Genomic DNA, 14211 nt, shown 5'->3' on the forward strand with positions numbered 1-14211 from the left:
GATGAGCGGACACCGCCCCGGAACCCGCGCCGCACACACCGCGCGCGCCACCCGGCGGCACGGCACCTGGAGCATGGAGGAACGCGCCGCACAGCCGGTGCGGCCGCTGCCCGTCGAGGTACCGCCCGGCACCGCCGCGCTCACCGTGACGCTCGACCACCCGCGCGACGCGGGCGTCCTCGACCTCGGACTCCTCGGCCCCGACGGAGAGTTCCGCGGCTGGTCCGGCGGCGCCCGGGACCGGTTCACCGTCACCGAACAGTGGGCCACCCCCGGCTATCTGCCCGGCCCGCTCACCCCCGGCACCTGGCAGATCCTGCTGCGCCTCCACCGCGTACCGCCCGGCGGACTGCCGTACACGCTCCACACCGAGACCCCGGCGGGCCCGGCACCCGCGGCGCCCGAGGAGACACCGCCCCCGCCGCTGCCCCCCGGCCGCCGCCGCACCCGGCGCCCCGTGCCCCCGCTGGACGGCGCCCGCTGGCTCGCCGGCGACCTGCACGCCCACACCCTGCACAGCGACGGCAGCCTCACCGTCGACGAACTCGCCCGCCGCGGCGCCGCCGAGGGCCTCGACTTCCTCGCCGTCACCGACCACAACACCGTCAGCCACCACCCGTCGCTCGCCGCCGCCGGACGCCGCCAGGGCATCACCCTGCTGCCCGGCCAGGAGGTCACCACCGACCTCGGCCACGCCAACGTCCTCGGCGACACCGGCTGGATCGACTTCCGCGCCCCCGCCGCCCGTTGGCTCGACGACGCCGAAGCCGCCGGCGGCATCCTCTCCGTCAACCATCCCCTCGCCGGCGACTGCGCCTGGGAACTGCCCTTCGCCGGACGACGGCCCCGGCACGCCGAACTGTGGCACCACACCTGGACCGACCGGCGCGACGCCGGACCGCTCGCCTGGGCCGCTGCCTGGCGGCCCGGCCTCGTCCCGCTCGGCGGCAGCGACTTCCACGACCCCGCACAGGGCAGGCCGCCCGGGACACCCACCACCTGGGTGCTCGCCGAGGACGACTCCGCCGCGGCGATCCTCGACGGCATCGCACACGGCCGCACCGCCGTCTCCGCCGGGCCGCACGCGCCCGTACTCCTGCGGTACGGCGACGAGTTGCTGGCGCTCGGCGCCGCGGGGACGGTGCTGGTGCGGGCCGACGGAGAGCGGACCGTCGTCCGGTCCGACCGTGCGCGGCTCCCGGCGGGGGAGGGGCTGCACCGCCTGGAGAGCTGGGAGTGCGAGGTGGTCGCCCTCAGCGGGTGACGATGGGCTCTGCGCCTTTCCTCGTGCCTTTGTTGCGCTTGACGTTCGGCTTTCTGTCGTCGTGTGGTGCGATCGCTCGCGCTCGTCCTCAGGCGCCGGACGGGCTGGGGGTGGGTGTGGTTGGTGTTCGGCTTTCTGCTGTCGGTTCGTGCGATCGCTCGCGCTCGTCCTCAAGCGCCGGACGGGCTGGGGGTGGCTGTCGTGGGTGGTCGGCTTTCCGCTGTCGCGGGGTTGTCGCTCGCGCTCGTCCTCAAACGCCGGACGGGCTTGGTGTGTGTGCCGGGCGGGCTTGGTGTGTGTGCCGGGCGGGCTTCTTTTGGGGGCTACTCGGTGCGGAGGGTGGTCAGGGTCGAGGGGGTCAGGGGGCGGGGTGGGGTGTCGGGGTCGAGGAGGATCACCGTGCAGGGGGCGGTGTGGGTGAGGGCGCTCGTCAGGCTGCCCTCGCCGAACTGGACGAGCGAGCCGTGCGGGGAGCGGCCGACCGCGACGGTGGTGGCCCCCACCTCCTCGGCGTAGCGGGCCAGGACCCGTCCGGCGGCGGCATGGTCGCCGACGCTGCTCAGCACCTGCCCGCCGGCGGGGATGCCGCGCGCGCTCAGCCGGTCGAGGTGCGCGGTCACGGCCGCGCGTGCCCGCGCTTCGCTCTCGGTGTCGGCGGCCTGTTCGTCGACGACGGCGGTCTGGTGGACGTGCACGATCTCCAGCGGGCTCCCGGCGTCCCGGGCGAGCCCGGCGGCGGCGTCGACGACGGCGGCGGCGTCACCGTGCGACCCGACGGCGACGACGAGCGGCGGTCCGTCCGCCGCCGCGGCCGGGCCGACCCGGGTGAGCACGGGAGCGGCGGGCTGGACGGACTCGCCCTCGCCGGTGTCCTGTTCGGCGGCGCGGACCAGCCGGTGCCCGCTGGCCAGCACGGGAATGGCCACGAGGAAGGCGGCCGCCGCGACGTAGAAGGGCACGCCCAGATCGGTGGCGTCGGCGAGCTTGCCCGCGACGTAGGGGGCCAGACCGCCGCCGATGAAGCGCAGGAAGCCGTACGCGGAGGAGGCCACCGGGCGTTCGACGGGCGAGACGAGCATGACGGCCTGGGTGGTGAGGGTGTTGTTGATCCCGATGAAGGCGCCGCTGACGATGACGGCCACGATGACGACCTTCGGGGTGGTCACGCCCGCGGCGATGACGCTCATCACCACGGCGAGGCCGAGCAGATTCGCGTACAGCACCGGTGCGGTGCCGAACCGGGCCTGGAGGCGGGGTGCGAAGAACACGCTGAAGGCCGCCACGAGCAGGCCCCAGCCGGTGAAGACGAGGCCCAGCTCGTGGGCGCCCAGCTGCATCGGGTAGGGCGCGTACCCCAGCATGGTGAAGAAGCCCCAGTTGTACAGCAGGGCCATGATGCCCATGGTGAGCAGTCCGCGGTGGCGCAGTGCCTTGAGCGGGGCCACCGGGGAGGTGGGGCGGGGCGGCTTGGGCGAGCGGGGGACGAACGCGAGCGTGGCGGTCAGGGCTATGGCCATCAGGACGGCGACGCCGAAGAACGGGCCGCGCCAGCTGATGGCGCCCAACTCCCCGCCGAGCAGCGGCCCCACGGCGATGCCGAGCCCGAGTGCGGTCTCGTACAGGATGATCGCCCCGCCGAACCCGCCGCTCGCCGAGGCGACGATCACGGCGAGGGAGGTGGCGATGAACAGGGCGTTGCCCAGGCCCCAGCCGGCCCGGAAGCCGACGATGCCGTTGATGGAGTCCGTCGCGCCCGCCAGCGCGGCGAAGACGACGATCACCGCGAGCCCGGTGACCAGGGTGCGCTTGGCGCCGATCCGGCTGGAGACCCAGCCGACGAACAGCATGGCGACGGCCGTGACGATCAGATAGCTGCTGAACAGGAGGGAGACCTGGCTGGGCGAGGCGTCGAGGCTCTCGGCGAGGGCGGGCAGGATCGGGTCGACCAGCCCGATGCCCATGAACGAGATCACGCAGGCGAACGCGACCGCCCAGACGGCCTTCGGCTGCTTGAACGGACTTGCGGGCTTCCCGTGCGATGCACTCATGTCGGCTTCTCTTCCGAGCGGTTGGGGTGTGGGGTGCACAGCGGGTGCGCGGGCCGCACGGCGGTGCGCCCTGGTGTGCGTGGGGTGCGCCGAGGTCTGCCGGGGGCGGGGGAGCCCGGGGTCAGGGGCGCTCCCGCCGGTCCGCGATGGCGCGGGCCAGCGCCGGGAGGGCGAGCTGTACCGCGTGCTGCTCTTCCTCGGTCAGCTCCTCGATCAACTCCCGCAGGGCCTCGGTGCGTTCGGCGCGCCGCTGCCGGAACACGTCGAGGCCGGCGGCGGTGGCCTCCACCAGGACGCCGCGGCCGTCGCTGCTGTCGGCGGTCCGGCGGACCAGTCCGGCGCGTTCCATGCGGGTGACCAGCTGTGTCATGTTCGGCTGCGAGACGCCCTCGGCGCGGGCCAGTTCGGACAGCCGCTGGGGGCCCTCGCGGCCGAGGCGGCCCAGCGCGGAGGAGGCGGCGGTGGACAGGCCGCCCGCCGTGGCGCTGTGCCGGACGTGCCGGACCAGTTGCTCGACGGAGAGCATCAGATCGTCCGGGGCCGGCCCGGCCGAATCCATAACCCGCTTATGCATATCCCCATTGTGTATCTACGTGTACGACGAAACAACCTTTCCGGCTCCGTTCGCGCCTCCGTTCCCGCACCCCTGACTGCTGCCGCCGCTCCCGCGCCCCGTGCCCGCTGCGTTCCGCCCCGCCTCCGCCCCGTCTCCGTGCGGCCGGAACGGATGGGGAGGCGCCGGGCAGGGCAGGGGGAGCGGTGGGCGCGGACCGGCCGCGTGGGGAGGCGACAGGGAGGGGAAGGCCGTATGGCAGCCGACGAGCTGGTGATCGTCCCGCACACCCACTGGGACCGGGAGTGGTATCTCCCGTTCCAGCAGTTCCGGCTCCAACTCGTCGGCCTCCTGGACGAGTTGCTCGACCGGATGGAGGGCGACCCCCGGCAGCGCTTCACCCTGGACGGCCAGGCGGTCGCCGTCGACGACTATCTGGAGGTGCGCCCCGAGCAGCGGAAGCGGCTGACGGCGCTGGTCCGCGCGGGCCGGCTGGCGGTCGGCCCCTGGCAGATCCTGCTGGACGAGTTCCTGTGCTCGGGCGAGAACATCGTGCGCAACCTGGAGCGGGGCCTGCACCGCGCTGCCGGGCTGGGCGAGGCGGGCACGATGCGCGTCGGCTATCTGCCGGACATGTTCGGCCACTGCGCCCAGATGCCGCAGATCCTGCGCGGCGCGGGGCTCGCGCACGCGTGTGTGTGGCGCGGGGTGCCCGCGCGGGTGGACGCGCACGCCTTCGCCTGGGTCGCGCCGGACGGCACGGCCGTGCGCACCGAGTACCTGGCGGGCGGCGGATACGGCAGCGCCGCGGGGCTGTTCGACGATCCGGTCCGGGTGGCCGAGCGCGCCGCCGACGTCGCCGCGAAGCTGCGCCCCTGGCGGCCGGACGGCTCCCCGATGCTGGCCATGTACGGCTCGGACCACACCGCACCCGCGGCGGACCTCGCCGACCTGCTGGAGCGGCACAACGCCGCCGTGGACAAGAGCGAGGCCGGCACCGGCAACGGCGGCGGAGTGCGGCTCCGACTGGCCACGCTCGCCGAGTACTTCGCGGCACAGCCCACCACCACCGAGGGGCTGCGCCCGGTCCACGGCGAGCTGCGCAGCCACGCGCGGGCGAACATCCTGCCGGGGGTGTTCTCGGCGCGGATCGGGCTCAAGCAGGCCATGGCGCGGGCGGAGCGCACCGTCGAGCGGTACGCGGAGCCGCTGGCGGCGCTCTGGTTCGACGGGGACGCGCGGCGGTTCCTGGACATGGCCTGGCAGCGGCTGATCGAGGTCTCGTGTCACGACTCGGTCACCGGCTGCGGCTGCGACGAGACGGCGCAGCAGGTCGCGGCGCGGATGGCCGAGGCGGAACAACTGGGCCGCGCCGTACGGGACATGACGGCCCGGGGGCTCGCGGCCGCCGTGCCGCACACCGCGCATCTGGTGCTCAACCCGACGCCGGAGCCGCGCACCGGCCTGGTCGAGCTGGACGTCGCCGGAGAGGGGCCGGTGCGGCTGCGGGACGCCGAGGGGCGCACCCTGCCCACCCAGCGCCTGGCCGCCGGGCCGACGCTGCTCGCGGACGACACGGTGCCGGCCGAGCGGCTGCCCCTGGTGCTGGCCCGGGTGCACGGCAGCGAGCTGTACGGCCGGGAGATCACCGGCTGGCGGGCCGACCACGCCCGGCGGCTGCTGCACTTCACGGTGGACCGCCGCGGTGAGCGGCCGTTCGACGTCGCCGACGTGCGGCGTGCGCTGGCGGGCGCCGAGGGCGAGTGGCGGGTGCGGATCGAGGCGGAGCCGCGGCAGACCGTCGCGGCGCTGGTGCCCGTGCCGGCGCTGGGCCGCACCGCCGTACGCGCCGAACCCGGCCGCGCCGCGGGCCCCGAGCACGCGGTGCGGGCCACCGGCCGGGGCGGGCCCTGCCTGGCCAACGGGCTGCTGACGGTGCGTGTCGCCGAGGACGGCACCGTCTCGGCGCAGGGCGCGGACGGCGCCGCACTGACCGGCGCGGGCCGCATCGTCGACGGCGGCGACCTCGGCGACACCTACAACTACGCCCCGCCCGCGCACGAGGAGCCGGTCGACCGGCCGGCCGAGGTGCACATCCGGCAGGCGGCCGAGGGCCCGCTGATCGGCGCCTGGGAGGTCGAGCGCCGCTGTGTCTGGCCGGTGGCCGGGGACTTCACCGGCGATGCGCGCTCGGCCCGGACCGTCGAGGTCCCGGTCACCACGCGGGTCGAGCTGCGCGCCGGAGAGCCGTTCGTCCGGCTGACCGTCTCGTTCGACAACCGCGCCGACGACCACCGGGTGCGGCTGCACGTGCCGCTGCCGCGGCGCGCCCGGGTCTCCTGCGCGGAGGGCCAGTTCGCCGTCGTGGAGCGCGGCGTCCGGGCCGAGGGCGGCTTCGGGGAGGAGCCGGTGCCCACCTTCCCGGCGTCGGCCTTCGTCGCCGCCGGGGGCGCCGCCGTCCTGCTGGAGCATCCCACCGAGTACGAACTCGTCGACGGCGGCGCCGAGTTGGCGCTCACCCTGCTGCGGGCAACCGGCCGGATGTCCCGCAACCGGCACGTGTGGCGGGACGAGCCGGCGGGCGGCGAGTTCGCCACGCCGCAGGCCCAGTGCCACGGCCGGCGCACCGTCTCCTTCGGGCTGCTGCCGCACGCCGGCCCGTGGCACGGCGCGGGCGTGCACCGGGCCGCCGAGCTGTTCCGGCATCCGCTCCTCGCGCTGCCCGGTACGGCACCGGCCGGTGCGCGGCTGCCGGGTGCGGCCGAGGGGCTGCGGCTGACGGGCGACGGCGTCGTCCTCAGCGCGGTGCGGGAGCGGGAGGGCGGCCTGGAGGTGCGGATCGTCGCGCAGACGCCGCAGCCGGTGACGGCCGTCCTGTCCCTGCCCGGGCTGCGGGCCGCACGCCGCACGGATCTGCTGGGCAGGCCGGGCGCGGAGTCGGCGGTGGAGGGGGCGCGGCTGCGGGTCGCGCTGCGCCCCTGGGAGATCGCCACGTTCCGGCTGGAGCGCTGAGCCCCCGGGCAGGGCCGGCGCACCCGCCCGGGATGCCGGAATTGCGGGTTTCTGTAACCTGTTGAGGGGATGGAGACGCCTGCAATTCCGGTATCCGGCCGGACGAGCCCGAAGCGGAAGGCGCAGACATGGCTTCACTGGGCGGAGTCCCCTGCTGGGTCAGCCTGATGACCCCCGAACCCCAGACCGCGGAGGACTTCTTCGGACCCGTCATGGGATGGACCTTCGCCCCGGCGGCAGAGGGGCCCGACGAGCGGGTCGCGCTCGCGGACGGCAGCCCCGTCGCCGGGCTCAGCGCCCTGGCCACCTCCGAGGGCGCACACGAGCGCTGGACCGTCTTCTTCCTGGTCACGGACGCCGACCAGGTCACCGAGCGGATCGCCGAACGCGGCGGCACCGTCGGCGTGGGCCCGCTGCGCGCCGGCGACGGCCGGGTGGTGATCGCCGCCGACCCGTTCGGCGCGCCGTTCGGCCTGTGGCAGGGCGAGACCCCCGCCTCCTGGGCGGTCGGCGAGCGCGGCGCCCCCGCCTGGCTCCAGCTGCACACCCGGGACGCCTTCGCCGCCGCGCTGTTCTACGGCGAGGTCTTCCAGTGGACCGACGACCCCCGGCACGCGGTCACCTACGAGGAGGGGTACGAGGAGATCGTGGTGCGCGCGGACGGCCAGCCCGTGGCCGGGATACGCGGCGGAGCCCTGGAGGCGCCGCCCGACCCGGCGATCCGCACGCGATGGGAACCCTATTTCCGGGTACCCGACCTGGACGCGGCGGTGGCGGCGGCCGAGCGCCCCGGCGGAGGCCGGGCCGCGCAGGTGACACGGCCGCGGGAGGGCCCGCTGGGCCGGACGGCGACGCTGTTCGACCCGAAGGGCGCCCCCTTCCGCCTCCTCGGCACGGTGTGACCGTCCGCCGCCCCGGCGCCCGCGCGGAGAAGCACATCCGAGCAAGGAGCACGACATGCAGGAGAACGACAAGGCCGGACGTCTCCAGGACGAAGAGGCCAAGAAGCGGCTCCAGGGCGATCTGCGCTCCAACCGCACGGAGTTCCGCGAGATGGAGCCCTCCGGCGAGGACCAGCCGGAGGCGGCCCGCGACCCGCTCGCCCTGCGCACCGGGGCCGCGCCCGACGGCATGACCCCGCGTGACGTCGAGCTGCGCTCCGAGATCGCCCAGTACCTGGGCCGGCATCTGTACCCGACGGGGCGCGAGGAGGTGCTGGACGCGCTGCGCGCCGAGCACGCCCCGGACCGGCTGCTGGACCTGGCCGCCCGGCTGCCGGCCGACGCCCGCTACAGCAACATCCAGGAGCTGTCCGAGGGCCTCGGCATCGGCACCGAGTCCGGCAAGCACTGAACGGGCTCCGCACCCGCGGACCCCGGCGAGGGCCCGCCGCCCCGCGCGGCGGGCCCTCGCCGTGCGCGGCCCGCCCGGCGCCGCAGGTGTGAGCGCGCGGCCCGGGGTTCACCCGAGGGTCATGAGAGAAACGAGCCCGAGGGCCACGACGAGAGAACCCAACCCCGACCCGGATCCCGAGCGCACGCCCGGCCTGGAGCGCGGCGGCGGAGTGCCGCCCGGCGAGACCCCGCCCGCCGAGGGCAGCACCCCGGACGCCGGGCCGCTGGAGACCCACAACCCGACGAAGGGCTGGAGCCGGACGCCGGTGATCCTCATCGGGCTGGTCGTCGCCTGCTTCGTCGTCCTCTTCCTCGGCTGGCTGCTGGAGCTGCTGGGGTAGCCACGCGGTCCGTGCCCGCCCCCGGCACGAGGCCGCCGCGCCGCTACCGCCCGTGCCCGGCCGATGGCGCCCCCGCACCCGCGCACACCGCCTCTGAGCTGCGCGGATGCCGGGGGCGTAGGAGTGTGTCACGGTGAAGGCGCGCCCCTTGGTGCGGTCCCGTTCCGCACCGCCGGCTTTCGTTCGGAAAGCGCGCACGGGAGGTTCCCCGATGGGTACCACGCAGCCGCACACCGATACGCCGCAGCGCGGGCGGCACAGCCACCACGACGCCCCCGACACGGCGGCCGACTTCGCGGCCCTGGCCACCATGCCGGACGGCCCCGACAAGCGGCAGCTCCAGGAGGGCGTCGTCACGGCCTGGCTGCCCATGGCGCACCGGCTGGCCCGCAAGTTCCGCAACCGGGGCGAGTCCCTGGAGGACCTGGAGCAGGTCGCCGCGCTGGCCCTGGTCAAGTCCGTCGAGCGCTACGACCCGCGGCGGGGCAACGCCTTCGAGACCTTCGCCATCCCGACGATCTACGGCGAACTCAAGCGGCACTTCCGGGACAACATGTGGGAGGTGCACGTGCCCCGCCGCGTGCAGGATCTGCGCAACCGGGTCCGCGCGAGCCTGCGGGAGCTGGAGCTGACCTGCTCCGGCCGCTCACCGACGGTCGCCGAACTGGCCGCGCACGCCGGGCTGTCCGAGGAGGACACGCTGGCCGGTCTCGAAGCCCTCCAGTGCTTCCACTCCCTGTCGCTGGACGCCCCCGTCGCCGCCTCGGAGGACGGCGGCGGAGCCGACGGCGGGCACGACGGGGCGATCCGCCTGGTGGACACGCTCAGCGCCGACGAGTCCGGCTACGACCACGTCGTCGACCGGGAGGCCGTCCGCTCCAGCCTGTGCCAGCTGCCCGAGCGCGACCAGAAGATCCTGTATCTGCGGTTCTTCGGCGAGATGACGCAGTCCCAGATCGCCCGCAGGCTCGGCGTCTCGCAGATGCACGTCTCCCGGCTGCTGGCAGCCGCCTGCCGCCGGGTGCGGGAGGAGGTCGAGGAGCGGGACGACGGGAGCGGGGGCGAGGCCGAACGCGCGGGCCCGATGGCGGCCTGACCGCCCGGCCGCCCCAAGTCACCGCGGGCGGCCGTGGGTTACCGCAGGCCACGGCACGTCACCGCGGGCCGCCGCCGGTTGCCGCAGGCCCACCGCGCGCCCTCGCAGGCCACCGCCCCGGCGACAAGAAACGAACCCGTTCACAGGGGTGCCGCATGCCGTGGTGTCACTGATTGAATGCACCGGACATTGATCGGTGAGCCGCACGAAAGGCGTGGTCACACCCCATGAGACGGCCCCTACGAGCCGCGGCGCTGACCGCCGCGACCCTGGCACTGGCCCTCCTCGTCCCCGCGGCGCCCGCCGTGGCGGACGGCACCGCCACCGGGGACGGCCGGCCGCAGCCCCAGGGCTCCGCCCGCGACCGGTACGCGGACGTCCTCGACCTGGAGGGCACCCCCGGCACGGCCCACCCGGGCGGCGAGCAGGAGAAGGACACCAACCCGGTCACCACCTTCGCCGACCGGGGAGCCTGGCACGCCTACTCCCTGCCCGAGGAGGACCGGCCCGCCACCTGGGGCGGGTTCAGCGGGCCGCTGTACCTCGCGCAGGAGTACCCGTGGTGGCTCAGCGACACCTTCAGCCGGCTCCGGCTGACCGAGCACGGCAAGCCGCTCGACCTCGACGGCGAGGGGAAGCCGCGCTTCACCTCGCTCCCCGGCGTGCTGCGCCAGAGCTACCGGCTGGACGGCGGGCTGCGCCTGACCCTGGAGCTGCGCTACGCCTCCGGCCGCACTGCGCTGGTCCGCGCCCGGCTCGCCAACGAGGGCCGCGCCTCCCGCACCCTGAAGGCCGGCTGGACGGGCTCCCTGCTGCGGCCACGCAAGGAGCCGATGCGCTCGGCGCCCTCGCTGGAGAAGACCCGTACCGGGGTGGCGGTCGGCTTCGACCGGGTCCGTGAGCCCTCCGACTACCTCACCGACGGCACCGAACGCTTCGCCGTCCGGCACGCCGAACCCGTCCGCACCCGCGTCTCCGGCGACGGCTACCGCACCGACCTGGCGCACCCGCTGCGGCTGCGGCCGGGCCGCAGCACCTCGCTGGACTGGACGGAGTCCTACACCTTCACCGCGGCCGAACGGCGCGCCGAGGCGCCGCGGGTCCGCCGGGCGCTGGCCCGCCCGGACGCGGTGGCGGCGGCGGGGCAGCGGCGCTGGGACGGCTACGTCCGCAAGGCCACCCATGGGGTGCCGGCCGGGCGCCGCCGGACCGCCGTCAAGGCCGTGGAGACGCTGGTCACCAACTGGCGCAGCGCCGCCGGCCGGCTGAAGCACGACGGGGTGACGCCGTCGCTGTCCGACAAGTGGTTCGCCGGGGGATTCTGGGCCTGGGACACCTGGAAGCAGGCCGTCGGCACGGCCCGGTTCGCACCGGGGCTCGCCGAGGACCAGATCCGCTCCCTGTTCGACCACCAGATCACCCGGGACGACCCCCGCCGCCCGCAGGACGCCGGCATGGTGCCCGACGCCGTCTTCTACAACGACACGGCCGACGGCGGCATCAACTGGAACGAGCGCAACTCCAAGCCGCCGATGGCCGCCTGGGCCGTGTGGGAGGTCTACCGGGCCACCGGCGACCGGGACTTCCTGCGCGAGATGTACCCGAAGCTCACCGCCTACCGGGACTGGTGGTACCGCAACCGGGACCACGACCACGACGGCCTCGCCGAGTACGGCGGCACCGTCGACCCGGCCAACGACAGCCCCGAGGAGGCCCGGCTGGCGGCCGCCTGGGAGAGCGGCATGGACAACGCGCCGCGCTTCGACGCCGAGCGCGGCACCGAGGCCCTGGTGAACCGGGACTCCGCCGGCCGCCGCACCGGCTGGTCGATCAACCAGGAGTCCGTCGACCTCAACGCCTATCTGGCCGCCGACCAGCGCCATCTGTCGCGGATCGCCGCCCGGCTGGGCCGCCCGGCCGAGGCCGTCCGGTGGCGGCAGCGGGCCGCGTGGGTGGACCGCGCCGTCCGCGAGTCCATGTACGACCCGCGCACCGGCTGGTACTACGACACCTCGCTGGACGGCACCCGGCTGACCGCGCGCGGCCGGGGCATCGAGGGCGCCGTCCCGCTGTGGACGGGCACGGCGAGCCGGGAGCAGGCCCGCGCGATGCGGCGCAAGCTCGTCGCTCCGGACGAGTTCGGCACCCGGATGCCGCTGCCGACGGTCGCGGTCAGCTCGCCGTACTTCGCCCCGACGCAGTACTGGCGCGGCCCGGTGTGGATCGACCAGGCGTACGTCGCCATCGAGGGGCTGCGCCGCTACGGCTACGGGCGGGACGCCGACGCGCTGACCTCCCGTCTCCTGGACGCCGCCGGGACGCAGGACCGCAACCCGCTGCGGGAGAACTACGATCCGCGCTCCGGCGACGGCCTCAACGCGCGCAACTTCTCCTGGACGGCCTCGCTGCTGCTCCCCCTGCTGTAGCGGCCCGTGCGCTTCCCCGGTGCGCTTCCCCGGTCGCGTCCGGGGCCGGGGAAGCGCACGCTGGAAGGGTCTGTGCCCGACCGGGGAGGAGCCCGCATGCAACCGGCAGCGCCGCAGCCCGTCCGTCCGCAGGCCGTCGTCTTCGACGTCCTGGAGACGCTGATGGACCTCGCGCCGATGTCGGCGCGCTTCGCCCAGGTGGGCTTCACCGGGCTGCTGCGGCCCTGGTTCCTGCGGCTCCAGCGGGACTGCATGGCGCTGGCGCTCAGCGGCGACAGCCCCGACTTCCGCACGGCGGCCCGGCAGGCGCTGCGCGTCGAGACCGAGCAGCGGGCCAGCGAGGACGCCCTCGACCACGTCCTCGAAGGCTTCGAGGGGCTGCCCGCACACCCGGACGCACAGGAGGCGCTGCGCACCCTGGACGAGGCCGGGGTGCGGGTCGGCTGTCTGTCGGTGGGGGAGGAGGCCACGGTGCGGGCGTTCCTGGAGCGGGCCGAGCTGGCGCCCTATGTGCGGGAGCTGGTCACCGCCGCCGACACCGGGACGTGGAAGCCCGCGCCGGAGGTGTACCGGGTCGCGGCGGAGCGGATGGGCACCCCGGCCGCGCGCACGGCGCTGGTCGCGGTGCACGCCTGGGACTGCCACGGGGCCAAGCGGGCCGGGTGGACGGCCGGCTGGTGTGCGCGGCTGGAGGGCCGGCACGGCGCGGAGCTGTTCGTCCGGCCCGATGTCACCGGCCGCGACCTGCCGGAGGTCGCGGCCGGACTGCTGGCGCTGCCCGGGAGCCCGGGCGAGGCCGGAGCCGTCAACGCCCCTGGAGCGCCTTGACGTTGTCGCCGAACGTCCAGTTCTTCGCGCCGTCCCAGTTGAGCGACCAGGTCATCAGGCCCTTGAGCGCGCCGTCGTAGTGGTTCCACGCCTGCGCGACCAGGTCCGGGCCCATGTGGCCGCCGCCCGCGCCGGGTTGGGCGGGCAGTCCGGGCACCTGCTTGTCGTAGGGCACCCGGATCGTGGTGCCCTGGACGACGAGGCCCTTGTCGAGGCAGTCGGTCTGCCGGGTGAAGCCCTCGACCGTGCCGGCGGAGTAACTGTCGCCGGAGCAGCCGTACATGCTGCCGTTGTAGTACTGCATGTTCAGCCACCACAGCCGGCCGTTGTCGGCGTACTTCTTCACGATCGGCAGATAGGCGCCCCAGATGGAGCCGTAGGTGACGCTGCCGCCGGTGACGTAGGCGGTCTCCGGCGCCATCGTCAGCCCGAAGCCCGCCGGCATCCGCTCCAGCACCCCGTCGATGATGTGGATGAGGTTCTCCTGGGAGGCGGAGAGGGTGTCGATGTCGCCGCTGCCGGAGAGCCCGGACTCGATGTCGATGTCGATGCCGTCGAAGTTGTACTTCTTCAGGATCGGCACGATCGTCTCGACGAACCGGTCGGCGACCGCGCGGGAACTCAGGTCGATGCCGGCCGAGGCGCCCCCGATGGACATCAGGAGGGTGGCGCCGTCCGCCTTGGCCTGGCACATCTCCTCGGGGGTGGGGACCTTCACCGTGGAGTCCATGCCGTCCTCCCACAGCACGGTGCCGTCCGAACGGATCACCGGGAAGGCCGCGTTGAGGACGTTGTAGCCGTGCTGCCGGATCCGGCTGTCGGTGACGGGCGTCCAGCCGAACGGCGGGTGCACGCCGTTGGACGCGCCGTCCCAGTTCTCCCAGTAGCCCTGGAGGACCTTGCCCTCCGGCTTGGGTTTCTGCGCGCAGGTCCCGGCGCGCGGCCCGTGCACGGCGCGTCCGGCGGACCCGGCGGGGTCGGCCGGCGCGGGCGCCGCGGTCAGGAGCTGTGCGGCGCAGGCCAGTACGAGCCCGGTGCCGAGCAGGCCCGGTACACGGACGCGGGTGAGCAGTCTTCGGAGGGGACCTCCGCTTGCCGGGCGGGCCGGTTCGGACATGGCGCGCTCCTTCTCGCCGTGGGGGCGCCCGCCCCCGGCCTGCGGGGGCGGGCGGTGGGTTGAGCGGTTCGCGCGTGCAGCCAGCAAGATAGAAAGGTCCAGACCTTTCGTCAACGGGTGCCGCACCGCCGA

General features: G+C 74.8%; 11 protein-coding genes. 8 read left to right on the forward strand and 3 right to left on the reverse strand.

What is annotated here, in order from left to right; genetic code table 11:
- The first annotated feature begins 1 nt into the window (after position 1).
- Positions 2-1264 (forward strand): CehA/McbA family metallohydrolase, encoded by a 1263-nt coding sequence (locus SCA03_RS18930; protein ID WP_051855887.1) that lies wholly within the window; start codon positions 2-4, stop codon positions 1262-1264.
- A 323-nt stretch (positions 1265-1587) separates the two neighbouring features.
- On the opposite strand, the gene SCA03_RS18935 is transcribed toward SCA03_RS18930, so the two are convergent.
- Both SCA03_RS18935 and SCA03_RS18940 read right to left on the reverse strand, forming a co-directional pair.
- Entirely contained in the window at positions 1588-3312 is a 1725-nt protein-coding gene (locus tag SCA03_RS18935) for an MFS transporter (protein WP_141275518.1), read from the reverse strand.
- Between the two features lie 121 nt (positions 3313-3433).
- Positions 3434-3886 carry a MarR family winged helix-turn-helix transcriptional regulator gene (locus SCA03_RS18940; protein WP_030876899.1) on the reverse strand — a complete coding sequence of 151 codons (453 nt, stop codon included), beginning with the start codon at positions 3884-3886 and terminating at the stop codon, positions 3434-3436.
- A 234-nt stretch (positions 3887-4120) separates the two neighbouring features.
- On the opposite strand from SCA03_RS18940, the gene SCA03_RS18945 reads away from it, so the two are divergent.
- From SCA03_RS18945 to SCA03_RS18975, 7 genes are all read left to right on the forward strand, one after another.
- On the forward strand, positions 4121-6877 hold the full coding sequence (locus SCA03_RS18945; RefSeq protein WP_141275519.1) for a glycoside hydrolase family 38 N-terminal domain-containing protein: 2757 nt from the start codon (positions 4121-4123) through the stop codon (positions 6875-6877).
- A gap of 128 nt (positions 6878-7005) precedes the next feature.
- Positions 7006-7779, forward strand: coding sequence for a VOC family protein (locus SCA03_RS18950; RefSeq protein ID WP_030893558.1), 774 nt, complete (start codon positions 7006-7008; stop codon positions 7777-7779).
- A 55-nt stretch (positions 7780-7834) separates the two neighbouring features.
- Complete coding sequence (locus SCA03_RS18955) at positions 7835-8230, forward strand: DUF2795 domain-containing protein (protein ID WP_030876912.1); 396 nt, start codon at positions 7835-7837, stop codon at positions 8228-8230.
- 121 nt (positions 8231-8351) lie between these two features.
- The gene (locus tag SCA03_RS18960; protein WP_086814576.1) at positions 8352-8612 is read left to right on the forward strand and encodes a DUF6480 family protein; all 261 of its coding nucleotides are present in this window, start codon (positions 8352-8354) and stop codon (positions 8610-8612) included.
- Between the two features lie 211 nt (positions 8613-8823).
- Positions 8824-9708 carry a SigB/SigF/SigG family RNA polymerase sigma factor gene (locus tag SCA03_RS18965; RefSeq protein WP_086814575.1) on the forward strand — a complete coding sequence of 295 codons (885 nt, stop codon included), beginning with the start codon at positions 8824-8826 and terminating at the stop codon, positions 9706-9708.
- Positions 9709-9935: 227 nt separating this feature from the next.
- A complete protein-coding gene (locus SCA03_RS18970; protein WP_086814574.1) occupies positions 9936-12134 on the forward strand; it encodes an MGH1-like glycoside hydrolase domain-containing protein in 2199 nt (732 codons plus the stop codon).
- A gap of 96 nt (positions 12135-12230) precedes the next feature.
- Complete coding sequence (locus SCA03_RS18975) at positions 12231-12962, forward strand: HAD-IA family hydrolase (protein WP_037867248.1); 732 nt, start codon at positions 12231-12233, stop codon at positions 12960-12962.
- Here SCA03_RS18975 and SCA03_RS18980 read toward each other — a convergent pair.
- Positions 12940-14079 (reverse strand): chitinase, encoded by a 1140-nt coding sequence (locus tag SCA03_RS18980; RefSeq protein ID WP_078875197.1) that lies wholly within the window; start codon positions 14077-14079, stop codon positions 12940-12942. The two genes, SCA03_RS18975 and SCA03_RS18980, sit on opposite strands and share 23 nt — an antisense overlap.
- Positions 14080-14211: the final 132 nt, after the last annotated feature.

It is taken from the genome of Streptomyces cacaoi (assembly GCF_006539165.1).
GTDB classification, from domain to species: Bacteria; Actinomycetota; Actinomycetes; order Streptomycetales; family Streptomycetaceae; genus Streptomyces; species Streptomyces cacaoi.

Bases quoted from the DNA above. Each gene is read 5' to 3' on its own strand.
- SCA03_RS18975 (WP_037867248.1), top strand. From the start codon at position 12,231: ATGCAACCGGCAGCGCCGCAGCCCGTCCGTCCGCAGGCCGTCGTCTTC.
- SCA03_RS18940 (WP_030876899.1), bottom strand. From the start codon at position 3,886: ATGCATAAGCGGGTTATGGATTCGGCCGGGCCGGCCCCGGACGATCTG.
- SCA03_RS18930 (WP_051855887.1), top strand. From the start codon at position 2: ATGAGCGGACACCGCCCCGGAACCCGCGCCGCACACACCGCGCGCGCC.
- SCA03_RS18950 (WP_030893558.1), top strand. From the start codon at position 7,006: ATGGCTTCACTGGGCGGAGTCCCCTGCTGGGTCAGCCTGATGACCCCC.
- SCA03_RS18965 (WP_086814575.1), top strand. From the start codon at position 8,824: ATGGGTACCACGCAGCCGCACACCGATACGCCGCAGCGCGGGCGGCAC.
- SCA03_RS18955 (WP_030876912.1), top strand. From the start codon at position 7,835: ATGCAGGAGAACGACAAGGCCGGACGTCTCCAGGACGAAGAGGCCAAG.
- SCA03_RS18980 (WP_078875197.1), bottom strand. From the start codon at position 14,079: ATGTCCGAACCGGCCCGCCCGGCAAGCGGAGGTCCCCTCCGAAGACTG.
- SCA03_RS18970 (WP_086814574.1), top strand. From the start codon at position 9,936: ATGAGACGGCCCCTACGAGCCGCGGCGCTGACCGCCGCGACCCTGGCA.
- SCA03_RS18935 (WP_141275518.1), bottom strand. From the start codon at position 3,312: ATGAGTGCATCGCACGGGAAGCCCGCAAGTCCGTTCAAGCAGCCGAAG.
- SCA03_RS18945 (WP_141275519.1), top strand. From the start codon at position 4,121: ATGGCAGCCGACGAGCTGGTGATCGTCCCGCACACCCACTGGGACCGG.
- SCA03_RS18960 (WP_086814576.1), top strand. From the start codon at position 8,352: ATGAGAGAAACGAGCCCGAGGGCCACGACGAGAGAACCCAACCCCGAC.